The 23,560-nt window shown below is 63.8% G+C and carries 25 protein-coding genes; 17 read left to right on the plus strand and 8 right to left on the minus strand.

Features of this window, described 5'->3' with window-relative positions; translation table 11 throughout:
* The coding region (locus C8K61_RS18790) for an OprD family outer membrane porin (protein WP_146174308.1) at positions 1–207 on the plus strand (207 nt) is incomplete at its 5' end.
* A 232-nt stretch (positions 208–439) separates the two neighbouring features.
* Positions 440–1,270, plus strand: coding sequence for an aldo/keto reductase (locus C8K61_RS18795; RefSeq protein ID WP_108097820.1), 831 nt, complete (start codon positions 440–442; stop codon positions 1,268–1,270).
* Positions 1,271–1,357: 87 nt separating this feature from the next.
* On the opposite strand, the gene pcaC is transcribed toward C8K61_RS18795, so the two are convergent.
* The 7 genes from pcaC to C8K61_RS18830 form a co-directional block, all read right to left on the minus strand.
* Positions 1,358–1,750 carry a 4-carboxymuconolactone decarboxylase gene (gene pcaC / locus C8K61_RS18800; RefSeq protein WP_108097821.1) on the minus strand — a complete coding sequence of 131 codons (393 nt, stop codon included), beginning with the start codon at positions 1,748–1,750 and terminating at the stop codon, positions 1,358–1,360.
* Between the two features lie 14 nt (positions 1,751–1,764).
* Positions 1,765–2,553, minus strand: coding sequence for a 3-oxoadipate enol-lactonase (pcaD, locus tag C8K61_RS18805; protein WP_108097822.1), 789 nt, complete (start codon positions 2,551–2,553; stop codon positions 1,765–1,767).
* A 9-nt stretch (positions 2,554–2,562) separates the two neighbouring features.
* Positions 2,563–3,915 carry a 3-carboxy-cis,cis-muconate cycloisomerase gene (locus C8K61_RS18810; protein WP_108097823.1) on the minus strand — a complete coding sequence of 451 codons (1,353 nt, stop codon included), beginning with the start codon at positions 3,913–3,915 and terminating at the stop codon, positions 2,563–2,565.
* Between the two features lie 115 nt (positions 3,916–4,030).
* A complete protein-coding gene (locus C8K61_RS18815) occupies positions 4,031–5,320 on the minus strand; it encodes an MFS family transporter (RefSeq protein WP_108097824.1) in 1,290 nt (429 codons plus the stop codon).
* Positions 5,321–5,464: 144 nt separating this feature from the next.
* Entirely contained in the window at positions 5,465–6,670 is a 1,206-nt protein-coding gene (pcaF, locus tag C8K61_RS18820; protein ID WP_108097825.1) for a 3-oxoadipyl-CoA thiolase, read from the minus strand.
* Positions 6,667–7,449 (minus strand): CoA-transferase subunit beta, encoded by a 783-nt coding sequence (locus tag C8K61_RS18825; protein WP_108097826.1) that lies wholly within the window; start codon positions 7,447–7,449, stop codon positions 6,667–6,669. Before C8K61_RS18825 ends, pcaF begins: the two co-directional genes overlap by 4 nt.
* Positions 7,449–8,312: a CoA transferase subunit A gene (locus C8K61_RS18830; protein ID WP_108097827.1), complete on the minus strand. Its 864-nt coding sequence runs from the start codon at positions 8,310–8,312 to the stop codon at positions 7,449–7,451. Before C8K61_RS18830 ends, C8K61_RS18825 begins: the two co-directional genes overlap by 1 nt.
* On the opposite strand from C8K61_RS18830, the gene C8K61_RS18835 reads away from it, so the two are divergent.
* A complete protein-coding gene (locus C8K61_RS18835) occupies positions 8,311–8,730 on the plus strand; it encodes a hypothetical protein (protein ID WP_108097828.1) in 420 nt (139 codons plus the stop codon). The two genes, C8K61_RS18830 and C8K61_RS18835, sit on opposite strands and share 2 nt — an antisense overlap.
* Positions 8,731–9,259: 529 nt before the next feature.
* On the opposite strand, the gene C8K61_RS18840 is transcribed toward C8K61_RS18835, so the two are convergent.
* Positions 9,260–10,033, minus strand: a complete 774-nt coding sequence (locus C8K61_RS18840; RefSeq protein WP_108097829.1) for a ParA family protein — start codon at positions 10,031–10,033, stop codon at positions 9,260–9,262.
* A gap of 317 nt (positions 10,034–10,350) precedes the next feature.
* Between C8K61_RS18840 and C8K61_RS18845 the strand changes: the two genes are divergently transcribed.
* Genes C8K61_RS18845 through C8K61_RS18910 form a run of 14 tightly spaced genes read left to right on the plus strand, consistent with a single transcriptional unit; the run spans position 10,351 to position 23,557 of the window.
* Positions 10,351–11,079, plus strand: coding sequence for a beta-ketoacyl synthase chain length factor (locus C8K61_RS18845; protein ID WP_108097830.1), 729 nt, complete (start codon positions 10,351–10,353; stop codon positions 11,077–11,079).
* Positions 11,052–11,861, plus strand: a complete 810-nt coding sequence (locus C8K61_RS18850; RefSeq protein ID WP_178086475.1) for a 1-acyl-sn-glycerol-3-phosphate acyltransferase — start codon at positions 11,052–11,054, stop codon at positions 11,859–11,861. The genes C8K61_RS18845 and C8K61_RS18850 overlap by 28 nt, the downstream gene beginning before the upstream one ends.
* The gene (locus C8K61_RS18855) at positions 11,842–12,102 is read left to right on the plus strand and encodes a phosphopantetheine-binding protein (RefSeq protein WP_108097831.1); all 261 of its coding nucleotides are present in this window, start codon (positions 11,842–11,844) and stop codon (positions 12,100–12,102) included. Before C8K61_RS18850 ends, C8K61_RS18855 begins: the two co-directional genes overlap by 20 nt.
* Before the next feature lie 11 nt (positions 12,103–12,113).
* Complete coding sequence (locus C8K61_RS18860) at positions 12,114–12,371, plus strand: acyl carrier protein (RefSeq protein WP_108097832.1); 258 nt, start codon at positions 12,114–12,116, stop codon at positions 12,369–12,371.
* A 22-nt stretch (positions 12,372–12,393) separates the two neighbouring features.
* Entirely contained in the window at positions 12,394–12,939 is a 546-nt protein-coding gene (locus C8K61_RS18865) for a hypothetical protein (protein WP_108097833.1), read from the plus strand.
* A complete protein-coding gene (locus tag C8K61_RS18870; protein ID WP_108097834.1) occupies positions 12,936–14,621 on the plus strand; it encodes an acyl-CoA synthetase family protein in 1,686 nt (561 codons plus the stop codon). Before C8K61_RS18865 ends, C8K61_RS18870 begins: the two co-directional genes overlap by 4 nt.
* A complete protein-coding gene (locus C8K61_RS18875; protein ID WP_256589486.1) occupies positions 14,608–15,369 on the plus strand; it encodes a glycosyltransferase family 2 protein in 762 nt (253 codons plus the stop codon). Before C8K61_RS18870 ends, C8K61_RS18875 begins: the two co-directional genes overlap by 14 nt.
* Positions 15,366–16,289 (plus strand): glycosyl transferase, encoded by a 924-nt coding sequence (locus C8K61_RS18880; protein WP_108097836.1) that lies wholly within the window; start codon positions 15,366–15,368, stop codon positions 16,287–16,289. Before C8K61_RS18875 ends, C8K61_RS18880 begins: the two co-directional genes overlap by 4 nt.
* Complete coding sequence (hutH, locus tag C8K61_RS18885; RefSeq protein ID WP_108097837.1) at positions 16,282–17,829, plus strand: histidine ammonia-lyase; 1,548 nt, start codon at positions 16,282–16,284, stop codon at positions 17,827–17,829. The genes C8K61_RS18880 and hutH overlap by 8 nt, the downstream gene beginning before the upstream one ends.
* A complete protein-coding gene (locus tag C8K61_RS18890; RefSeq protein ID WP_108097838.1) occupies positions 17,819–18,244 on the plus strand; it encodes a thioesterase family protein in 426 nt (141 codons plus the stop codon). The genes hutH and C8K61_RS18890 overlap by 11 nt, the downstream gene beginning before the upstream one ends.
* Positions 18,241–18,834: an outer membrane lipoprotein carrier protein LolA gene (locus C8K61_RS18895; RefSeq protein ID WP_108097839.1), complete on the plus strand. Its 594-nt coding sequence runs from the start codon at positions 18,241–18,243 to the stop codon at positions 18,832–18,834. Before C8K61_RS18890 ends, C8K61_RS18895 begins: the two co-directional genes overlap by 4 nt.
* On the plus strand, positions 18,818–21,169 hold the full coding sequence (locus tag C8K61_RS18900; protein WP_108097840.1) for an MMPL family transporter: 2,352 nt from the start codon (positions 18,818–18,820) through the stop codon (positions 21,167–21,169). Before C8K61_RS18895 ends, C8K61_RS18900 begins: the two co-directional genes overlap by 17 nt.
* Positions 21,166–22,332: a sodium:proton antiporter gene (locus tag C8K61_RS18905; protein WP_108097841.1), complete on the plus strand. Its 1,167-nt coding sequence runs from the start codon at positions 21,166–21,168 to the stop codon at positions 22,330–22,332. Before C8K61_RS18900 ends, C8K61_RS18905 begins: the two co-directional genes overlap by 4 nt.
* Complete coding sequence (locus C8K61_RS18910) at positions 22,319–23,557, plus strand: NAD(P)/FAD-dependent oxidoreductase (protein WP_108097842.1); 1,239 nt, start codon at positions 22,319–22,321, stop codon at positions 23,555–23,557. The genes C8K61_RS18905 and C8K61_RS18910 overlap by 14 nt, the downstream gene beginning before the upstream one ends.
* Positions 23,558–23,560 lie beyond the last annotated feature (3 nt).

The raw sequence follows: 23,560 nt of genomic DNA on the forward strand, positions 1-23,560 counted from the left end.
TACATCAGCGGTGACAACGTGCACACCGGCACCATCACCGATGGCAAGGAGTGGGGGCGCGAGTCCGAGCTGGCCTACACCGTGCAGAGCGGCACGTTCAAAAACCTCAACGTCAAATGGCGCAACTCGACCATGCGCCGCGACTACAGCACCAACGAGTTCGACGAGAACCGCTTGTTCATCAGCTACCCGATTTCGTTGCTGTGATCTGACTAGCTCTACTCCTTGTGCGTGAATACCTTTAGCCCGTCCTCGTGACGGGCTTTTTTATGCAAAAACACCCGTCATCCCAGCGAAGGCTGGGATCCAGAGTCGCTCAGCAGACGCGTATGCCGGAGCATGCTGGGTCCCAGCCTGCGCTGGGACGACGGTGGTGATTGCGAACGCACACAACGCTGTAGAGTCCAACCCCCACACCCACCCCACAGGGAGCCCCTTTATGGAATCCATCACCACCCGCACCGGCCTGCAGCTTCCCAAAGTCGGCCTGGGCACCTGGCGGATGCTCGGCGATGACTGCACGCGCCTGGTCGAGCAAGCACTGGACCTCGGTTATCGGCACATCGACACCGCCACCGCTTATGACAACGAAGCCGCCGTCGGCAAAGCCTTGGCGCAAACCGCCATTCCACGCGAGCAGATCCACGTCACCACCAAGGTCTGGCACGACCAGCTCGCCCCGCAGGCCATGCGCCAGTCACTGGACGCCAGCCGCAAAGCCCTGGGCGACGATTGCCTGGACCTGTTTCTGATCCATTGGCCGGGCAACGCCGCCGCAGGCTGGAGCCTGGAGCGCAGCGTCGAAACCCTGGTGGCCCTGCGCGACGAAGGCAAGGCGCGGCAGATTGGCGTGGCCAACTTCAACGTTGCCTTGCTGCAACGGGCGGTGGTGGAGCTGGGTGCACCGCTGGCGGTGGTGCAGGTGGAATACCACGTACTGTTGAACCAGCAGCCGGTGCTCGACTTCGCTCGTCAGCACGGCATGGCGTTGACCGCCTACACGCCACTGGCGCGCGGCCAGGGCGCGGACACCGAAACCGTGCAGCGCATCGCCAAAAAACATGGCGTGCTGCCGAGTCAGATTGCCTTGGGTTGGGTGTTGGAACAGGACGGCGTGGCGGCGATTCCCAAGTCCAATAGCCTGGTCAATCAGCAGGCCAACCTGGAGGCCTTGAAGGTCAAACTGGACGACGAAGACCGCGCCGCGATTGCCGCCTTGCGCAAGGATGTGCGGATTGTAAATCCGGCGTTTGCGCCGGCCTGGGATTGAACGATCAAAAGCTCGCGGCTAAAGCCCCTCCCACAAGGAGTCGCGGTCCTCTGTGGGAGGGGCTTTAGCCGCGATGCTTTTGATTGATCATTTCAAAGATTCCACGCCCATCTCATCCCACACTTCTTCGGCGAGATGGAACGTCGCATTCGCTGCCGGAATCCCGCAGTAAATGGCGCTCTGCATCAGCACCTCTTTGATCTCTTCACGGGTCACGCCGTTGTTCTTGGCGGCCTTGAGGTGCAGCTTGAGTTCGCCCTCGCGGTTCATGCCAATCAGCATGGCAATGGTAATCAGACTGCGGGTGTGGCGCGGCAGGCCGGGGCGGGTCCAGATATCACCCCAGGCGTGGCGGGTGATCATTTCCTGGAACTCTTCGTTGAACGGCGTGAGGTTCTTCAGGCTGCGGTCGACATGGGCGTCGCCGAGCACTTCGCGGCGTACTTGCATACCCGCGTCATAACGTTGTTTTTCGTCCATTGGGCGTCCGCCAGTCAGTGGGTAAGAAAGTTGATAACGGCCTGGCTGAACAGCGCGCCCGCTTCGACGTTGGAGAGGTGCGCGGCGTGGAACTCCACCAACTCGGCACCCTTTAGGCGCTCGACAATAAAGCGCCCATCGGCCGGCGTGGTGACTGCATCTTCAGTACCGCAGACCATCAGCAGCGGCAGCGTGATGCCAGCAATCTGCTCCCGGAAATCGGCGTCGCGCACCGCTGCACAATTGGCGGCGTAACCCTGCGGCGAGGTGGCGGCGAGCATGCCCACCACCGCTTCGACCTTGGCAACTTCGGCCGCAGCAAACTCCGGGGTGAACCAGCGAGCAATCGAGGCGTTGCGCAGCGATACCATCGCCGCCGGGCCATCGCGCAGGACCATCTCGATGCGCGGGTTCCACACATCCTCGTTGCCGATCTTGGCGGCGGTGTTGCACAGCACCACACGCTTGAGGCGCTGCGGCGCGTTGATCGCCAGCCACTGGCCGATCAGGCCACCCATGGACAGGCCGCAGAAGAACACCTGCTCAAGGCTCAGTGCATCGAGCAATGCCAGCACGTCACGGCCGTTCTGTTCGATGCTGTAAATGCCCTCGCTGACCAGCGATTTACCGTGGCCGCGGGTGTCGTAACGCAGCACCTGGAAGTGCTGGGTGAACGCCTCGATCTGCGCGTCCCACATGTGCAGGTCGGTGCCCAGCGAGTTCGACAGCACCAGCACCGGCAGACCGGCTTTGCCATCCAGTTGATAATTCAGGTCGCCATCGGCGAGGTGTACGGCAGGCATGCAAGGCTCCTAGGCACTCAATAACTGATGGTCGGCAATCGCGCGCTGCACCCACAGACGCGCCTGGCCGAGGTAATGGGCGGGGTCGAGCAACTGGTCCAGCTCGTCGCTGGACAGTTGCGCCGTGACCTCGGTGTTTTCGCCAAGCACCTGGCGCAGGTGCACGCCCTGCTCCACCGCCAACCGGCAGCATTGCTCCAGCAGGTGGTGGGCGGCGTCGCGACCGATGCGCTGGGCCAGGGTGATGCTCACTGCTTCGGCCAGCACCAGGCCCTGGGTCAGGTCGAGGTTGTGGCGCATGCGTTCGGCGTTCACTTCCAGACCCGGCACCACCACCAGCGTCTGTTGCAAGGCACCGGACAGCAGGCAGCAGAGTTCCGGCAGGGTTTCCCATTCGGCATGCCACAGGCCCAGGCTGCGCTCGTGCTCTTGCGGCATGGCCGAGAACATTGTCGCCACCAGGCCCGGAGCGCGGGTGGCGGCGCCGATCAACACGGCGCAGCTCACCGGATTACGTTTGTGCGGCATGGTCGACGAACCGCCCTTGCCCGGCGCCGACGGCTCGAACACTTCGCCGGCTTCGGTTTGCATCAGCAGGCTGAGGTCGCGGCCGAGTTTGCCCAGGGTGCCGGCCACCAGGCCAAGCCAACTGGCGAACTCCACCAGGCGGTCACGCTGGGTGTGCCAGGGTTGTTCCGGCAGTTGCAGATTCAACTCATTGGCCAAGGCTTCGGCCACCGGCATGGCGTTGTCGCCAAGGGCCGCGAGGCTGCCGGAAGCGCCGCCGAACTGCAGCACCAGCAAACGCGGTTTCAATTCAGCCAGGCGTTGACGATGGCGGGTGATGGCGCCGAGGCTGCTGGCGATCTTCATCCCCAAGGTCACCGGCGTGGCGTGTTGCAGCCAGGTACGGCCGGCCATGGGCGTGGCGCAGTGCAGGCTGGCCTGGCTGGCCAGGGCATTGGCCAGGCGGGTGAGGTCCTGCTCAAACAAGTCGATGGCGCTGCGCAGCTGCAACACCAGGCCGCTGTCCATCACGTCCTGGCTGGTGGCGCCAAGGTGCACATAACGCTCGGCCTCAGCACTGACGCCCGCGATCTGTTTGCCCAAGGCTTTGACCAACGGAATCGCCGAGTTGCCGGCAGTGGCAATGGCCACGGCGAGGCTATCGACATCGAACAACTCGGCCTGGCAGGCACCCTGGATCGGCGCCACCACCTCGGCCGGAATCAGCCCTGTGGCCGCTTGCGCACGGGCCAACGCCGCTTCGAAATCGAGCATGCCCTGCAGCCGGCCGTGATCGGAAAAGATCGCGCGCATGGCCGGCTGGGTGAAGTAAGTGTCGAACAGCTTGTTGCTCATACAGCGTCCTTAAAAAGAACCTCGTTCCATTGTGGGAGGGGCTTTAGCCGCGATGCTTTAGATCAAAAGCTCGCGGCTGAAGCCCCTCCCACAACAGCCACCGCAACCGCCGATCTTAGTGATCGTGATGCAGGTACGCAGCCTGTTTCGGCAGGCGCAGGCTAAACAGGAAGGCCACGGCCATCATCGCCGTCACGTACCAGTAAAAAGTGTTTTCCATGCCGATGCTTTTCAGCCCCAGCGCGACGTATTCCGCCGAGCCGCCGAACAGCGCGTTAGCCACCGCATAGGCCAGGCCCACACCCAGCGCACGTACCTGAGGCGGGAACATTTCGGCTTTCACCAGGCCGCTGATCGAGGTGTAGAAGCTGACGATGGACAAGGCCAGGGTAATCAGCACAAAGGCCAGGAACGGGCTGGTGACGGTTTTCAGTGCCAGCAGAATCGGCAGGGTACACAGCGTGCCCAACGCGCCGAACCAGAGCATCGAGGTGCGTCGACCAATCTTGTCCGAGAGCATGCCGAACAGCGGCTGCATGCACATGTACAGGAACAGCGCGCCGGTCATGATGTAGCTCGCCGTCTTGGCGTGCATGCCGGCGGTGTTCACCAGGTACTTCTGCATATAGGTGGTGAAGGTATAGAAAATCAGCGAGCCACCGGCGGTGTAACCGAGCACGGTGATAAACGCGGCTTTGTGGTGCTTGAACAACGCGGCAACGCTGCCGGCGTCCTTGTCGGCACGCTGCTCGGCGGTGGTGGTTTCTTCCAGGCTGCGACGCAGCAACAGGGAAATCACCGCAGCGGCGGCACCGACCACAAACGGAATGCGCCAGCCCCAGGCACGCAGTTCTTCTTCGGTCAGGAACTGCTGCAGGATCACCACCAGCAACACCGCCAGCAGCTGGCCGCCGATCAGGGTCACGTACTGGAACGAGGCGAAGAAACCGCGCTGGCCGCGCAAGGCCACCTCACTCATGTAGGTCGCCGTGGTGCCGTACTCGCCGCCCACCGACAGGCCCTGGAACATCCGCGCCATCAACAGGATGGCCGGCGCCCAGGCACCGATGGTGGCGTAGGTGGGCATAAAGGCGATCACCAACGAACCGGCGCACATCATCAGCACCGAGATCATCATCGAATTCTTGCGCCCGTGTTTGTCAGCGACCCGGCCAAACAGCCAGCCGCCGATGGGGCGCATCAGAAAGCCGGCGGCGAACACACCGGCGGTGTTGAGCAACTGCACCGTGGGGTCGTCAGAGGGGAAAAAGGCCGGGGCGAAATAGATGGCGCAGAAGGCATAGACGTAGAAGTCGAACCATTCCACCAGGTTGCCCGAAGAGGCACCTACGATCGCAAAGATGCGCTTGCTACGCTCTTCGCCGGTGTAATGCGGGGTGGTCATAAATTGTTACTCATCAGAGGGTTTGCCTGAGTCTAGACCCGGCAACGGCAACCCCGTTCAAACCAATAAAACAAAAAGCATCGCGGCTAAAGCCCCTCCTACGGATCGCATGACCCTGTAGGAGCAGCTTCAGCCGCGATGCCCTTAAATAGCTTCGATAGCGATAGCCAAGCCCTGGCCAACGCCGACACACATCGTCGCCAACCCCAGCTTGCCGCCGGTTTTCTGCAACTGATGCACAGCGGTCAGCACCAGGCGGTTACCGCTCATGCCCAGCGGGTGGCCGAGGGCGATGGCGCCCCCATTCGGGTTCACCTTGGCGCTGTCGTCAGCCAGGCCGAGGTCACGCATCACCGCCAGGCCTTGCGCGGCAAAGGCCTCGTTGAGTTCGACCACATCGAAGGCATCGATGGACAGGTTCAAGCGTTCCAGCAACTTGCGCACCGCCGGAATCGGGCCGATGCCCATCACCCGTGGGGCGACTCCGCCGCTGGCCATGCCGAGCACTTTCGCCCGCGGCGTGAGGCCGAACTTTTTCACCGCAGCGGCCGAAGCCAGAATCATCGCCGAGGCGCCGTCGTTAAGGCCCGAGGCGTTGCCAGCGGTGACGGTTTTGTCTGCGCCATTGACCGGTTTGAGCTTGGCCAAGCCTTCGGCATTGGTGTCGGCACGCGGGTGTTCATCGACGCTGAATACGCTGTCGCCTTTTTTGCCCTTGATCACCACCGGCACGATTTCTTCTGCGAAGAAACCAGCTTCCTGGGCAGCCGCCGCACGTTGCTGGCTGCGCAGGGCGAAGGCGTCCTGATCGGCACGGCTGACGTTGTAGTCTTCGGCCACGTTGTCGCCAGTGACTGGCATCGGGTCGACGCCGTACTGCTCTTTCATCGCCGGATTCACGAAGCGCCAGCCGAGGGTGGTGTCTTCCAGTTTCTGCCCGCGACCAAAGGCGCTGTCGGCTTTGCCCATCACATAGGGCGCGCGGGTCATCGACTCGACGCCGGCGGCGATGGCCAATTCCATCTCGCCGCTGGCGATGGCACGAAACGCTGCCCCGACCGCTTCCATACCGGAAGCGCACAGGCGATTGAGGGTCACGCCCGGCACGCTGTCCGGTAGGCCGGCGAGCAGCGCCGCCATACGGGCGACATTGCGGTTGTCCTCTCCCGACTGGTTGGCGCAGCCCATAAACACTTCGTCGACGGCGCTCCAATCCACTTGCGGGTTGCGCTCGACCAGCGCCCTGAGCGGGATGGCGGCGAGGTCATCGGCACGCACCGGCGCCAGGCCGCCATTCAGGCGACCAATCGGGGTACGCACCGCATCGCAAATGAAAACCTCGCGGCTCATTCCTCACCCCCTGCCTGACCATGGGCCGCCGCCGTGCGCGCTTCAAGGGCGCGCAGGGCTTCCAGTTCGTGGGCTTGCGGCGCTTCGGTAACGCTGACGTTGTCGGCAAAGCGAATCTGCCAGCCGGTGGCTTCCACCACCTGCTCGCGGGTTACGCCCGGGTGCAGAGACGTAACGATGAACTCGTTGCTGCCGGCTTCCGGTTCCATGATGCACAGGTCGGTAATGATCCCGACCGGGCCCTTGCCTGGCAGGCCGAGGCGCTGACGGTGATCGCCGCCCTCGCCAAAGCCGACCGAAGTGATGAACGCCAACTTATCCACAAAGGTGCGGTGCGACTGCTTGAGGATGATCAGCACCGACTTCGCCGAACCGGCGATTTCCGGGGCGCCACCGGCACCGGGCAGGCGCACTTTGGGCTTGTGGTAATCACCGATAACGGTGGTGTTGATGTTGCCGAATTTGTCGACCTGGGCGGCGCCGAGGAAGCCGACGTCAATGCGCCCGCCCTGCAGCCAGTAACGGAAAATCTCGCCAGTCGGCACCACGGTGTCAGCGGTTTCCGCCAACTCACCGTCGCCAATCGACAGCGGCAGTACGGTGGGCTTGGCGCCAATCGGGCCGGACTCGTAGATCAGAACCACATCCGGCGAGGAGGTCAGGCGCGCCAGGTTGGCGGCCTTGGAAGGCAGGCCGATACCGACAAAACACACCGAGCCATTCTTCAGGCGGCGGGCGGCGGCGACGGTCATCATTTCATTGGTGCTGTAGTCGCTCATCACTTGCCCTCCGCGGCGTGCTTGCTGGCGATCTTCTGCTGGAAAGCGGCGAAGTCTTCGGTGCCACGAATGTATTCATCGATCCACGCGGTGAAGGTTGCACGGTCGCGGGCAATCGGGTCCCAGGCTTGGTAGAAGCGGTTGTCACGCTCGTAGTAACCATGGGCATAGGACGGATGCGCGCCACCCGGCACCAGGCACACAGCGGTCAGTGCCCAGGTCGGCAACACGCAGGCGTTCATCGGTGCGTTGAGGTCGTCGACGATTTCTTCGACGGTGACGATGCAGCGCTTGGCCGCCAGGGCCGCTTCCTTCTGCACGCCGAGAATGCCCCAGAGCAGCACGTTGCCCTTGCGGTCGGCCTTCTGCGCGTGGATCACAGTGACGTCCGGACGCACCGACGGCACCGCCGCCAGCACTTCGCCGGTGAACGGGCAGGTAACAGTCTTGATCAGCGGGTTGACCTTCGGCAGGTCTGAACCGGCGTAAGCACGCAGCACCGCAAACGGCAGGCCCGAGGCGCCAGCTACATAGGAATTGGCGAGGTCGGCGTGGCTGTGTTCTTCGATCTCCAGCGCATGCGGCCAGTCTTTTTCGACGGCATCGCGCAGGCGGTGCAGCGAACCGACACCGGGGTTGCCGCCCCAGGAAAACACCAGACGCTTGGCGCAACCGGCGCCGATCAGCAGGTCATAGACCAGGTCGGGGGTCATGCGCACCAGGGTCAGGTCTTTTTTGCCCTGACGGATCAGCTCGTGGGAGGCAGCAGTCGGAATCAGGTGGGTAAAGCCTTCGAGGGCGACGGTGTCGCCATCATGGACAAAGCGCTCGACCGCTTCGCGCAGAGACAGGAGTTCAGCCATGTTCGATCTCGTCTTGTTATCCGAGGCGTCGGGTGAGAGGTGGACGCCGGGTGGGAAAACAGTACGCCCCGGTGGGGGGAGGGACAATCCGATAATCGACTATCCGTTCGATTATCGAACGGTCGATTTGACCGTTTTTTTATACATGCGCGCGCACGAAAAAGGCTGTCGTTCTGCGTTACCGCGTGAGCTGGAAGCTCTATTTCGCGCCTTACGCGCGACTCACTTTTTAGCAGTCGCCCTAAAAAGTAAGCAAAAACGGCTTGCCCCAACCTCGGCCCTACGCTGCGCTTCGGGTCCCCTCACTCCGGCGCTGCTCCAGGGGCCGGCAAAACAGGCCATCCATAGCCTGTCTTTGCCTCTCGCGGCTCCCGGCCGCTCGACCCCTTACGCAGCGCCTGCACTCGGCCTTCGCTAACGGGGCGGGTGGATCAACAGCCAGATCACAAGCAGGGCGGGATCTTAGTTCGCGGGACGAACACCGTACCTCTGCACGATTCTGGATCCCAGCTTTCGCTGGGATGACGGTGGACTGCGCAAAAACCTCCGTCATCCCAGCGCAAGCTGGGATCCAGGAGCGGAGATAGAAAGCAAACGTAGGGCCGCTGTTGATCTTGATCTGGCTTGTGATCCACCCGCCCCGTTCATCGCAGGCCGAGCGGAGTCGTTGTGCAGGGGGTTGAGCAGCCGGGAGCCGCGAAAGGCGTGATGGGCCATGGATGGCCCGTCTCGCCGGCCCCCGGAACAACGATGTAGCGAGGGGAGTCGGAGCGCAGCGGAGACCCAAGGTTGGGGCTAGCGTTTTTGGTTACTTTTGTCTGGTTCGGCATTCCGACAATGACAAAAGTGACTCGCGCGTAAGGCGCGAAACCAAACGCCCAGCGCACGCGGTAAACAAGAACACAGCCAGACCAGACCAAACCAAACCAAACCAAACCAAACGAGCGTTAACTCCCCGCCTCCAACAAGTCATGCAACTCCACAAACTGCAGCGTCAACTTATGCTTGGGCTCCAGGAATATCAGCGGAACCGAAGCCTGGTGCGATTCGCGCATTTTCACCGAGCTGGTCAGGTACACCGGCAGCACCGGCAATCCTTCGGCAATCAACTCATCCAGCAACTGCTGCGGCAGGCTGGCGCGGGCCTGGAACTGGTTAACCACGATGCCTTCGACTTCCAGGCCTTCGTTGTGGTCTTCCTTCAGTTCGTTGATCTCGCCAAGCAGGCCGTATAACGCCTGGCGGGAAAAGCTGTCGCAATCGAACGGGATAAGCACGCGATCAGCCGCGATCAGCGCCGAAACGGCATAGAAATTGAGTGCAGGCGGGGTGTCCAGGTAGATGCGATCGTAGTCCTCAGCCAAATCGTCGAGCAACTTACGCAGCTTGTTGATCTTGTGCTTGGCCTCAAGCTTGGGCTGCAGGTCGGCCAGCTCACGGGTGGCGGTGACCACATGCAGGTTATCGAACGGGGTTTCGTAGATATCCACCTGGCCCTTTTTCGAGAAAGGGCCCGTGGACAAGGTCTGCTTGAAGAAATCGGCAATCCCCATGGGGATGTCTTCGCCGGTCAGGCCGGTCAGGTATTGCGTGGAGTTGGCCTGGGCATCCAGGTCGATCAGCAGGGTCCGGTAGCCCTGGCTGGCGCTCACTGCGGCCAGGTTGCAGGCAATGCTGGATTTCCCCACGCCGCCTTTCTGGTTGAACACTACACGTCGCATATCCCCACCTCGTCCTGAGCCTCGAATAGCCTGGGATTCTATGCAAAGCGCAGGGCCAGGGCGAGGTGCAGTATTGAACAGTGACCAGCGGCGCGGATATTTCGCCCAAACATGGGCAAAATAGCGCCCGCAATCCGCATCTGTAACCAATGTTTGCCTGTGCCCCGCCACGTCGGGATAATGCCGGCACTTTGCTATGGCGCTATTGCGGTTGTGCTTTCCCACAACGGCGAAGACAGCTGTTGCTGTCGGATAGACCTGGTCCCCGGAGCCAGGAACGATCGCCTCTTTTTTTACATGGACGCAAAAAGCAGCCGATGCATTTTTCAATCGAACAATGGCGCGCCTGGGCCCCTGGCCTCGAGCAAGAAGCCGACTGGCAGGCCTGGAGCCTTCAGTCCGAGCCGCCTGCCGCCAGCGATTCGTTGCCCGATGTGAATTTTCTCCCGGCCATGCAGCGCCGCCGTCTGAGCCCCCTGGCGCGGATGGCATTCAGTGTCGCCTGGCCGCTGGCCGACGCCCATGGCGCGCCGCTGCCGCTGGTGTTTATGTCCCGCCATGGCGAAACCCCACGCACCTTTGCCCTGCTCAGCGATGTCAGCGCCCAAGCGCCACTGTCGCCCACCCAATTCAGCCTGTCGGTGCACAACGCGATCATTGGCCAGTGGTCGATCATGCGCGGTGACACCAGTGAAATGACCGCCCTGGCCGGCGAAGGTGACGCGCTCGAGCACGCGATCATCGAAGCCCAACTGCTGCTCAACGAAGGCGCACCGGCCGTGCTGCTGGTGATTGCCGAAGACACCCCGCCCGCCGCCTACGCGCCGTGGATCACCGATGTGCCCTTCCCTTATGCCGTCGCGCTGTTACTCAAGCCCGGCCAGGAATGGCAGCTGCAGCTACAAGCAAACGCATCATCTGCCGATACAGCCACCGCAGAGTGGCCGCACGCACTTAACCTGGTTCGCGCCCTGAGTAACGGCGCAACCACCCTGGAGCATCGTTGGAGGAGTCGACAATGGAGCTGGCAACAGAACAGCGCCTGAGCCGTTACAGCGCGCCCTATTGGTGGCGCCTGATCGCCACTGCCCTGAGCTTCACCCTGTTTGGTGTGGGCGGCGTGTTTCTACGCATCGTGGTATTCCCGCTGCTGTCCTTGCTGCCGGGCGATGCCGTGGTGCGCCGCACCCGTGCCCGCGCCACGGTGAGTTGGACCTTCCGCGCTTTCGTCGAATTCATGCACCGCACCGGCGTGCTGACCTTCGAGGTGCAGGGCATCGAGCGCCTGGGCCGGCCCGGGCAGATCGTGATCGCCAACCACCCCTCGTTGATCGATGTGGTGGTACTGATCGCCTTTATCCGTGACGCCAACTGCGTGGTGAAACAGAGCCTATGGGACAACCCGTGCATGCGTGGGCCGATCCGCGCCGCTGAGTACATCAGCAACAGCGGCAGCATGGACATGCTCGACGAAACCTCCGACGCCCTGCGCGGTGGGCAAACCCTGATCGTGTTCCCCGAAGGCACCCGCACCACCCCGGGCCAGCCGCCGGAGTTCCACCGCGGCGCGGCGGCCATTGCCCTGCGCGGCGCCAGCATCGTCACCCCGGTGGTGATCAGCGTCACCCCCACGACCCTGACCAAGGCCGAGCCCTGGTACCGCATTCCGTCGCGGCGTTTTCACTTTCAGATGCGCGTCGGCGAGGATATCGACCCGCAGCAGTTCGCCGCCCACAGCTCGGCGCCAATCGCCTCGCGCAAACTCAATGAACACCTGCACCAACACTTTATTAAGGAGCTCGCCAAAGATGAGCGATCTGCAGCTTGAAATAAAAAACCTGATCATCGAGGCCCTGGGCCTTGAAGACATCGGCCCCGACGATATCGACGCCGACATGGCACTGTTCGGCGAAGGCCTTGGCCTGGACTCGGTCGACGCCCTGGAACTGGGCCTGGCGATCCAGAAGCGCTTCGGTTTCAAGATCGATGCCGACGCCAAAGACACCCGCAAGCATTTTGCCAACGTGGCCAGCCTCGCTGTGTTCGTGTCCGCACAGCAAGCCGCGTAAGAGAGACCACCATGCAAAACCGTGACGAAATTTTCAGCACCCTGCGCGAGTCGCTAGTCGAACTGTTCGAACTCGAACCCGAGCGCGTCACCCTGGAAGCCAACCTGTACCAGGACCTGGAAATCGACAGCATCGACGCGGTCGATCTGATCGACCACATCAAACGCAAAACCGGCAAGAAACTCGCCGCCGAAGACTTCAAGGCCGTGCGTACCGTCGGTGACGTGGTCGAGGCGGTGTTCCGCCTGGTCAACGCACCCGCTGCATGATGCCCGCTTCGATGCTCGCGTTATGAACCGCCTGATTGGCCTGGTGCTGCTGGTGGCCGGGCTGGCCTACCCATTCGCGGTGTATTACGGCCAGCAGCACCTGGCGCCGCGTTTCTTCGCCCTGCTGCTGGGCGGGCTGTGGCTGGCGCGTTTCCTCGCCCAGGGGCAGAAGCCCGGCAGCCGCGGCATGGCCATCGCGGCCCTGAGCTTTTGTGTGCTGCTGGGCCTGGTCGACAGCCCGACACTGCTGCGCTGGTACCCGGCACTGATCAGCCTGTTTGGCCTGGCGCTGTTCGGCCTCAGCCTGAAATACGGCCCGCCGATGGTCGAGCGCCTGGCGCGGCTGCGTGAGCCGGAGTTACCCGAGGTGGCGATTGCCTATACCCGGCAAGTGACCAAGGTGTGGGTCGGGTTCTTTCTGTTCAATGCCGCGCTGGTGAGCGCGTTGACCCTGTGGGCGCCACTGAGCTGGTGGACGCTGTACACCGGGCTGATTTCCTACGTTTTGATGGGCATGTTGTTCGCCGCTGAATGGCTGGTGCGCCAACGTGTGCGAGGCCATGTATGAGTAAGTGGATTGACCTGCAGCACCTGCTCAATCCGGTGCTGGAGCGCCCGGTTACCCTGGAGCCGGCGCTGCTGCATGCCGACCTGTGCGTACAGGCCCTGAGCCTGGCCGCCGGCCTGCAGGCGCGCGGCGTGCGTAACCTGGCCGTGCACCTGGAAGACAGCGGCGAGCTGGCCATCGCCCTGCTTGGCGCCTGGCGTGCCGGTGTGCGCGTGCTATTGCCGGCCGACCTGCAAGCGCAGAGCCGCGAGCGCCTGGCGCCCCATGTCGACCTGTGGATAACCGAGCAGGACGGCGATGCCAGCCTGAGCGAGTTGTACGCCGAACCGCTGCCAGCTGCCGCGCTGGACCTGGATTTTGTTGGCCTGACCTTGTGCACCTCCGGCTCCAGTGGCGAGCCCAAGCTGATCGACAAAACCCTGCGGCAGATGCACGCCGAGGTGCTGGCCCTGGAAACCTTGTGGGGCGAAGAACTGGGCGATGCGGTGATCGTCGGTAGCGTTGCCGCGCAACATATCTATGGCCTGCTGTTCCGCGTGCTCTGGCCGCTGTGTGCCGGCCGGGTGTTCGTGCGCCGCGCCCAACCGTTCCCGGAAGACCTGCAACGCTGGAGCCTGGCCCAGCCAAACTTCGCCTGGATCGCCAGCCCGGCCCTGCTCAAGCGCATGGGCGACAACCTCGACTGGCCGGCACTCGGCCGTGTGCGCCGGGTGTTTTCCTCCGGCGGCGCACTGCCGGCAGACACCGCTGCGCAGCTGGGCGATTTGCTCGGCCAACTGCCGACCGAGATTTTCGGCAGTTCGGAAACCGGTGGCATCGCCTGGCGCCAAGGCGGTTCGCTGTGGCAGCCGTTTGCCGACGTCGAGCTGGGCCTGAACGAGGAAGGCGCGCTGTTCATTCGCTCGCCGTACCTGGCCGCCGGCCACACCGAACAGACCGCCGATGGCGCCACCCTGCACGCCGATGGCCGCTTCGAGTTGCTCGGGCGCCTGGACCGCATCGTCAAGCTGGAAGAAAAACGCATCTCCCTGCCCATGCTCGAACAGGCGCTGGCCAGTCACCCGTGGGTGGCCGACGCACGGTTTGGCGTGGTGCAGGACAAGCGCGCCTCGATCGGCGCCCTGGTCGCCCTGAATGACGCCGGCCTGCATGCCTTGCGCAACCAGGGCCGCCGTGCGCTCACCGACAGCCTGCGCCAGCACCTCAGCCCGCACTGCATCGCCCTGGCCTTGCCACGCCGCTGGCGCCTGGTGCGCCACCTGCCACTGAACGCCCAGGGAAAACTGCCCCAGGCCGTGCTTGAGCAGGTGCTGTACGCGCCGCGCACGTTGCTGCCGGAAGTGGTCAGCCAGCGCGAAGAAAATGGCGAGTGGCACCTGGAGCTCGACGTGCCATTGGACCTCGCGCATTTCAGTGGTCACTTCCCGCGCACGCCGATTTTGCCCGGCGTGGTGCAGGTGGATTGGGCGCAAACCCTGGCCCGCGGCTTCATGGATTTGCCGCAGCGCTTCTGCGGCATGGAAGTGTTGAAGTTCCAGCAACTGGCGCGCCCCGGCGACCGCCTGCAGCTGCACCTGCGCTTTGATGCCGAACGCGGCAAGTTGTACTTCAGCTACCGCAATGGCGAGGCCGCCTGCTCGTCCGGGCGCATTCTGCTGGAGGCTGCCCGTGTCCCAGCCTGATTCTCCCGCACAGGCGCACGCCGTCTGCGCGGTGATCCCGGTGTATAACCACGAGCATGCGTTGCCTGCGGTGGTCGATGCGCTGCGCGCTGCGGGCTTGCCCTGTGTGCTGGTCAACGATGCCTCGAGCCCGGAATGCACGGTGGTGATCGACCAACTCGGTGAACAGGCCGACACCTACGTGGTGCACCTGCCGGTCAACCAGGGCAAGGGCGGTGCGGTGATGGCCGGGTTGCGCGAGGCGGCCAAACTGGGCTTCAGCCACGCCTTGCAGGTGGACGCCGATGGCCAGCACGACCTGGAAAACCTGCGCCTGTTTCTGCAGCAGTCCAAGGACCAGCCGCAGACCCTGATCTGCGGTTATCCCCAGTACGATCACAGCGTGCCCAAGGGCCGTTTGTATGCGCGCTACCTCACCCATGTGTGGGTGTGGATCAATAGCCTGTCGCTGCAGATCCGCGACTCCATGTGCGGCTTTCGCATCTACCCGTTGGCGCCGACCCTGGCGCTGATCAACGCGGTGAACATCGGCAAGCGCATGGATTTCGACACCGAAATTCTGGTCCGCCTGAGCTGGCGCAATCAGCCCATGAGCTGGGTGCCGATCAAGGTGCATTACCCGCAGGATGGCCTGTCGCATTTCCGCCTGCTGCTGGACAACGTGCTGATCTCGAAAATGCACGCCAAGCTGTTCTTCGGCATGCTCTGGCGCTCGCCGGCGATCCTCACCCGGAGGCTGCTGGCATGAGTAGCGGGCACTGGGCCAAGCACAACGAGCGCGGCAGCTACCTGCTGATGAGCTTCACCGCCTGGCTGGCGCGTAACCTCGGCCGCCGGGTGTTGAGCCCGCTGCTGCACCTGATCGTGCTGTATTTCTATGTTGCTGGCCGCAGCGCCCGTCACAGCGTGCGCGAGTACCAGCAGCGCCTCGCCGACTGGAGCGGCAGAACCGACCTGCAGCCAACCCGGCGCTCGGTGTTCAACCAGTTCATGGCCTTTGCCGACACCCTGCTGGACAAGCTCGACGTGTGGAGCGGGCGCCTGGGCCTGGAGCAGATCACCCTGCTCGATGCCGAGGATATCCGCGGCAAGCTGCACCGCGAGAAACGCGGGCAGATGCTGGTCGGCGCGCACCTGGGCAACCTCGAGGTGTGCCGCGCCCTGGCCGAGCTCGGCGAAAAAGTGCAGATGAATGTGCTGGTGCACACCAAGCACGCCGAGCAGTTCAACCGCTTGCTGAACCAGGCCGGCGCCAGCCATTTGCGCCTGATCCAGGTCAGCGAACTGGACGCCGCCATCATGCTGCAACTCAGCCAGCGCCTGGAGCGCGGCGAGTGGCTGGCAATTGCCGGCGACCGCGTGCCGCTGCATGGCGGCCGCCGCGCACGGGTGAATTTTCTTGGCCAGCCGGCCGACCTGCCGCAAGGCCCGTGGCTGCTGGCGGGGCTGCTGCAATGCCCGATCAATTTGCTCTTCTGTCTGAAAATCGATGGCCGTTACCAGGTCACCCTCGAACCCTTCGCTGAGCGCATCGAGTGGCGCCGCAGCGATCGCGAGCAGGTGATTGCCGGTCACGCCCAAGCCTATGCCGAGCGGCTGGCGCACTACTGCCTGAAGGCGCCGCAGCAATGGTTCAACTTCTTCCCTTTCTGGATTGCCCATGACTAACACCCACGCCCCCGTCGTCGTGTTCGGCGCCCAACCGCTCAGCATCGAGCAGGTCGTGAACCTGGCCGAACAGCGCAGCCCGACCGCCCTGCAAAGCGACAACGGGTTCCGCCAGCGCATCGCCAAAGGCGCGCAGTTCCTCGACTCGCTGCTGGACAAGGAAGGCGTGATCTACGGCGTGACCACCGGTTACGGCGACTCCTGCGTAGTCGCCGTGCCGCTGGAACACGTGGAAGCGCTGCCCCGGCACCTGTTCACCTTCCACGGTTGCGGCCTGGGCAAACTGCTCGACCCGGTCGCCACCCGCGCGGTGCTGGCGGCGCGTTTGCAGTCGCTGTGCCAAGGCGTGTCCGGGGTGCGCATCGAACTGCTCGAACGCCTGCAAGCGTTCCTCGACCACGACGTGCTGCCGCTGATTCCGGAAGAAGGGTCGGTGGGCGCCAGTGGCGACCTCACCCCGCTGTCGTATGTCGCCGCCACCCTCACCGGCGTGCGCGACGTGCTGTACAAGGGCGAAGTGCGCAGCGCCGCTGAGGTGCACGCCGAGCTCGATTGGCAGCCGCTGACCCTGCGCCCGAAAGAGGCCCTGGCCTTGATGAACGGCACCGCGGTGATGACCGGCCTGGCCTGCCTGGCCTATTCGCGCGCCGACTACCTGCTGCAACTGGCCACCCGCATCACCGCGCTGAACGTGGTGGCGCTGCAAGGCAACCCGGAGCACTTCGACGAGCGTCTGTTCGCCGCCAAACCGCACCCGGGGCAAACCCAGGTGGCCGCCTGGCTGCGCAAAGACCTGGCCATCGACGCGCCAACCGCACCGCTGCACCGCCTGCAAGACCGCTACTCGCTGCGCTGCGCGCCGCACGTACTCGGGGTATTGGCCGACAGCCTGGGCTGGCTGCGCCAGTTCATCGAAATTGAACTGAACAGCGCCAACGACAACCCGATCATCGACGCCGAGGCCGAGCGCGTGCTGCACGGCGGGCACTTCTATGGCGGGCACATTGCCTTTGCCATGGACGGCCTGAAAAACCTGGTGGCCAACGTCGCCGACCTGCTCGACCGTCAGCTCGCGCTGCTGGTCGACACCCGCTACAACCACGGCCTGCCGAGCAACCTCTCCGGCGCCCCGGCGCACACCGCGATGATCAACCACGGCTTCAAGGCCGTGCAGATCGGCGCCAGTGCCTGGACCGCCGAAGCGCTGAAAAACAGCATGCCGGCCAGCGTGTTCTCGCGCTCCACCGAATGCCACAACCAGGACAAAGTCAGCATGGGCACCATCGCCGCGCGCGATGCCCTGCGCAGCCTGGAGCTGACCGAACAGGTCGCCGCCGCCACCCTGATCGCCGCCAACCAGGGCGTCTGGCTGCGCGGCCATGAAGAAGACGCGCGACCGCTGCCGCCCTCCTTGGCCGCCATGCACCAGCAACTGGGCGAAGACTTCCCGCCGGTGATCGAGGACCGCGCCCTGGAGCGTGAACTGCGCCTGTGCCTGACCCGCATCCGTAGCCGCCACTGGAGCCTGTATGCGCAGTAATGGGGTGATCCAGGCCGAGGTGGAAATCCTCGTACCGTTCTTCGACGTCGACATGATGGAAGTGGTCTGGCACGGCCACTACGTCAAGTACCTGGAAGTGGCGCGCTGTGCCCTGCTGGACAAGATCGGCCACAACTACGCCAACATGCGCGACGCCGGTTACGCCTGGCCGATCATCGACCTGCAGCTGCGCTATATGCGCGGCGCCAAGTTCGGCCAGCGCCTCACCGTGCGCGCCGACCTGGTGGAGTGGGAGAACCGCCTGAAGATCAACTACCTGATCACCGACGCCGAAAGCGGCGAGCGCATGACCCGCGCCAGCAGCGTGCAGGTGGCGGTGGAAATCGCCAGCCTGGAAATGCAATTGGCCTCGCCCACTGTGTTCGTCCAAGCCGTGCAGCGGGCCATCGCATGAAACGTTTCCTGGCCTTGCTGCTGAGCCTGGCGCTGATGCCGCAGGCGTTCGCCTTCGACCTCGACCAGTTGGCCGCCCAACTGGCCAAACCAGCCGTGGTGCGCGGGCCGTTCATCCAGGAAAAACACCTGCGCGCCCTGCCCAAGCCGCTGACCAGCACCGGGCAGTTTGTCTTGAGCCGTGACCTGGGCCTGCTCTGGCTGCTGCAAAGCCCGCTGCAACAGGACTACCGCATCGACGGCAACGGCATTGCCAAACGCACGCTACAAGGCTGGCAGCAGGTGCCGCAACAGAACGCCAGCGCGCAGCAAAACCGGCTGTTTCTCTCCGTGCTCAAAGGCGACAGCAGCGGCCTGCGCCAGGACTTCGAGCTGACACTAACCGGCGAAGCCAACGCCTGGACCCTCGACCTGGTGCCACGCAGCCTGCTGCTCAAGCAGATATTCACCGCTATCCAGATTTCCGGTGGCGAGCAGGTGGCGCGAATCGAACTGCGCGAAACCCAGGGCGACAGCACGGTGTTGCGCCTGACCGACAGCCACGCCGACAGCCAGCTCAGCGACACGGACCGTCATGCTTTCGCGGATTGAGCACTGGGGCCCACGGCTCTTCACCGTCGCCCTGGTGGCCTTGCTGGCGCTCACCGCCTGGCAATGGCGCGCCGGCGCACCGGTGTCCGCCAATCTGTTGGAGCTGGTGCCCAGCGACACCCCGGACCCGCTGGAACAGCGCGCGGAAAAGATCATTGCTGAGCCGCTGAACCGCGAGCTGGTGCTGCTGATCAGCTTCCCCGACCGGCAAAAAGCCCTGCGCCAGGCCGCCGCTATCGGCCAGCAGTGGCAGCAGGAAAAGCTGGTTGAGACGCCCGTGTTCGAGAAGGTGCAGTGGGACGTCAATTACGACCTCAACCAACTGCGCCAGCAATTGCTCGACAGCCGTCTGGCCCTGCTCGGCAGCGCTGATCGGCAACTGCTCCAGCAAGACCCGCGCGCCTTCGTCGAGCGCCGCGTGCAAGACCTGTTCGACCCCTTCCACAGCCAGGGCCTGCTCAGTACCGAGCAGGACTGGCTGGGCCTCGGCGCGCGGATCGAAAAAAGCCTGCCGCACTTTCATAACGTGCAGGTCGACCTCAGCGGCGCCCTGCTGGCCGAGAGCGACGGCAAGACCTGGGCGCTGCTGCGCGCCCGCACCACTGGCGATGCCTTCGACGGCAACCTGCCGCTGACCGTCGAGAATCTGGTGGCCAACGCCCGCGCCGACATCGAAGCCCAGGGCGGCGAACTCCTCGCCAGCAGCGGCCTGCTGTACTCGGCCCACGGCCAACGCCAGGCCACTAGCGAAATCAGTTTCATGGGCAGCATTTCCAGCGTCGGCGCCTTGTTGCTGATGCTCGTGGCCTTTCGCCGCATGCGTGTGCTGCTGGCCCTGCTGCCGGCGGCTATTGGGGTGCTCGCCGGGTTGACGGCGACTGTGGCAGTGTTTGGCAACATCCACGTGCTGACCCTGGTGCTTGGCGCCAGCCTGATCGGCGTCGCCATCGACTACCCGCTGCACCTGCTGTCGAAAAGCTGGACCCTGCAACCCTGGAACAGCTGGCAAGCGCTGCGCGCCACCTTCCTCGGTCTGAGCCTGGGCCTGGCCACCAACGTCATCGGTTACCTGGCCCTGGCCTTCACCCCGTTCCCGGCCTTGAGCCAGGTGGCGATTTTCTCCTCGGCCGGCCTGCTCGGTTCCTACCTGTGTGCGGTGTGCCTGTTGCCGGCGTTGCTGGGCAAGGTGCAGATCGTGCCGTGGCGCAAACCCTACGGCCTGGCCGAGCGTTTGCTGGACTGGCGCCGCCGGATGTTGCTGCGCATCGGTACACCGTGGCTGTTGCTGATCTTTCTGCTGTTCTGCGCCGCCGGGGTGTTGCAGCTCAAGCACAAGGACGACCTGCGCCAGTGGGCCAGTACCCCGCCCGCGTTGCTGCAACAGTCGATGGCGATCAGCACCATCATTGGCTTCCAGCCCACCAGCCAGTTCTACCTGGTGCGCGGCAAGGACGAAGAACAGCTGCTGCAGCGCCAGCAGGTGCTCAGCCAACGCCTGGACCAGTTGATTGCCGACGGCAAGCTGAAAAGCTACCTGGCTCTCAGCCAACTGGTGGCGCCGGTTTCCGAACAAGCCAGCCTGCGCGATTCGCTGGGCCGCGTGCCCGCCGTCAGCGATGCCTTGCAGGCACTCGGGGTAACCGCCGCGCAGGTGCAGGACGAAGTGCGCCAGTTGCAGGCGCTGCCCAACCGTAATATCGAACAATCGCTGGCCGGCACCCTCGGCGAGCCGTGGCGCAACCTGTGGCTGGGCAGCGCGGCGGACGGCCAGGTGGCAGGGCTGGTCAGCCTGCAGGGGCTCAGCGATACCGAACTGCTGGCGGCGCAAGCCGAGGGTTTGCCGGGGGTGAAGCTGGTCGACCGTCTCGGCCAGCTGAACCGCCTGTTCGCCGCCACGCAGATCAGCGCGGCCGAACTGAAGCTGGCGTCCTGCCTGCTGATTTTTGCCCTGCTCTGCCTGCCCTTCGGCCCGCGCGGCGCGGCGCGGGTACTGGCGGTGTCGCTGCTGGCGGCACTGGCTAGCCTGGCCAGCCTCGGCTGGCTGGGACAACCGCTGACGCTGTTCAGTCTGTTTGGCTTACTCCTGGTCACGGCCATCGGTGTGGATTACGCCATCATCATGCGCGAACGGGTTGGCGGCGCCGCCACCAGCCTGCTTGGCACCTTGCTGTCGGCGCTGACCACCTGGCTGTCGTTTGGCCTGCTGGCCCTGTCCAGTACCCCGGCGGTGAGCAACTTCGGCCTGACCATCAGCATCGGCCTGACCTTCAGTTTCCTGCTCTCGCCCTGGGCCGGTGAGCAGGACAGCCACTCGGATAAGGAACATCGAGCGTGAACGTGATCGTCTTCTGGCTTCTGGCCCTGGCCCTGTACGGCGCTGTCGCGCTGCTAGGTCGCCAGCGCCTGATTCCCATCGTCGGCCAGTTGCTGGTGGCGAGCATCGCCATCCCGCTGCTGCTGTTGGCCTGGGTGGAACCGCACTGGCAACTGACAGCCAAAGAGCTGCTGGCGCCGACCTGGTTGAGCCTGTTGTACAACCTCAGTTTTGCCTTGCTGCTGGGTTATATCCTCAGCGACGTGGTTGACCTGGAGCTGAGCAGCGCCAGCCTGAAAATCGCCCTGCCGAGTTTTCTCCTGCCGCTGCTGGCCGGCGTCGCTGCCGCCCTGTGGCTGCTGCCCGGCGAGCGCACCTGGCTGAGCGCGGCGGGCATCGGCCTGCTGTTTTCCATCACCGCGATTCCGGTGCTGTTTCTCTACCTGCAGAACATCGGCTACCCCGCCGATGGCATCAAGCGCCTACTGCACGCGGCGATTCTGATGGACCTGATGTGCTGGAGCCTGTTCGGCCTGGCGCAAGGCAGCGCCGACCCGCACACCCTGCTCTGGCCGGTGCTGGCCGCCGGCTTGCCGCTGCTGCTGAACAAAGCGCTGCGCCTGCGTCACCCGCTGTTCTACAGCCTGCCGTTTTTCGCCCTGATGCTGCTGTTCCAGCAGCTCAAGCTCAACGCCCTGGTATTCGGTATTGGCTACATGCTGTGCCTGGCGGGCCTCAAGCAATCCTTTGCCCTGCCCCTCCCGGCGCGGCAATGGAAGCTGCTGCTCAATGGCCTGGCGATTCCGCTGATCCTCACCTGCGGCGTGCTGCGGGTGGATTTCCACGGCATCGGCGACAGTTATTCCTGGCTGAATCTCGGCGCCCTGCTGGTGCTGCCAGTGCTGAGCAAACTGCTCGGCAGCTGGCTGGGCTTGCACTGGGCCATGCCCGAAGCCAGCGGCCGTCTGAAATGGTCGGAAAGTGTGCTGCTGAACATTCGCGGCCTGACCGAAGTGGTGTTCCTCAACTTGCTCCTGCAACTGCAATTGATCGACGCCCTGACCTATTTCAGCTTGCTGCTGATGAGCCTGTTTTCCACCTTGCTGCCGGCCCTGGTCGGCGTTGGCAAATCCCGTCTTTCCTCGCAACAGTCCGCCACAAGGAGTCCCCATGGTGTCGCATGAAATGGAACAGCGCCGCGTACTGGTCATTGGCGCAGGTCCCTCCGGCGCTATCGCCGCAGCCCTGTTGAAACGCAACGGGCACGACGTGCTGATCATCGAGCGCCAGCAGTTCCCGCGCTTCTCCATCGGTGAAAGCCTGTTGGCCCATTGCCTGGATTTCGTCGAAGAAGCGGGCATGCTCGAAGCGGTCGAAGCCGCCGGTTTCCAGCGCAAGAATGGCGCTGCGTTCGCCTGGGGCGAGCGCCGCACGCACTTTGACTTCCGCGAGAAATTCACCGAGGGCAAGGGCTGGACCTTCCAGGTGCAGCGCGCCACCTTCGACAAACTGCTGGCCGACCAGGCTGAACTGCAGGGCGTGGAAATCCGTTACCAGGAAGAAATCATCGCCACCGATTTCGGCGCCAAGCCCACCGCCACCGTGCGCCGTCTGGATGGCAGCGAGTACCAGGTGCAGGCCGACTTCGTGCTCGATGCCAGCGGTTATGGCCGCGTGCTGCCGCGCCTGCTCGACCTCGAAGCGCCATCGGCCTTCCCGGTGCGCCAGGCGCTGTTCACCCATATCGAAGACCGGATCGACGATGCGACCTTCGACCGCGAGAAGATTCTGGTCACCACCCACCCGACCATGCGTGACGTGTGGTTCTGGCTGATCCCGTTCAGCAACGGCCGCTGCTCGATGGGCGTGGTCGCTTCCAGCGAACGTTACCAGGGTCGCCCGGAGGACTTGGAAGCGGCGCTGCGCAGCTTTGTCGCCGAGACTCCGAGCCTGGGCAACCTGATCAAAAACGCCGTGTGGGACACCCCGGTGCGCAGCCTCGGCGGCTACTCGGCCAACGTCAAAACCCTGCACGGACCGGGCTTTGCCCTGCTCGGCAATGCCGCCGAATTCCTCGACCCGGTGTTTTCCTCCGGCGTCACCATCGCCATGCGTTCGGCGAGCATGGCCGCGGGCTTGCTGCACCGTCAGTTGAACGGTGAAAGCGTGGACTGGCAAAACGAGTTCGCCGCCCCGCTGAAGCGCGGTGTGGACGCCTTCCGCGCCTACGTGGAAGGCTGGTACGACGAGAGCTTCCAGGACGTGATCTACCACCCCGGCAGCTCGCCGGAGATCCGCGCGATGATCAGCTCGATTCTTGCAGGCTACGCCTGGGACCTGAAAAACCCCTACGTGGCCGAACCCAAGCGCCGCCTACGGGTATTGGCCGAGCTCTGCGCCACCTCGTGATCA

It is taken from the genome of Pseudomonas sp. GV071, from assembly GCF_003050835.1.
GTDB lineage: Bacteria > Pseudomonadota > Gammaproteobacteria > Pseudomonadales > Pseudomonadaceae > Aquipseudomonas.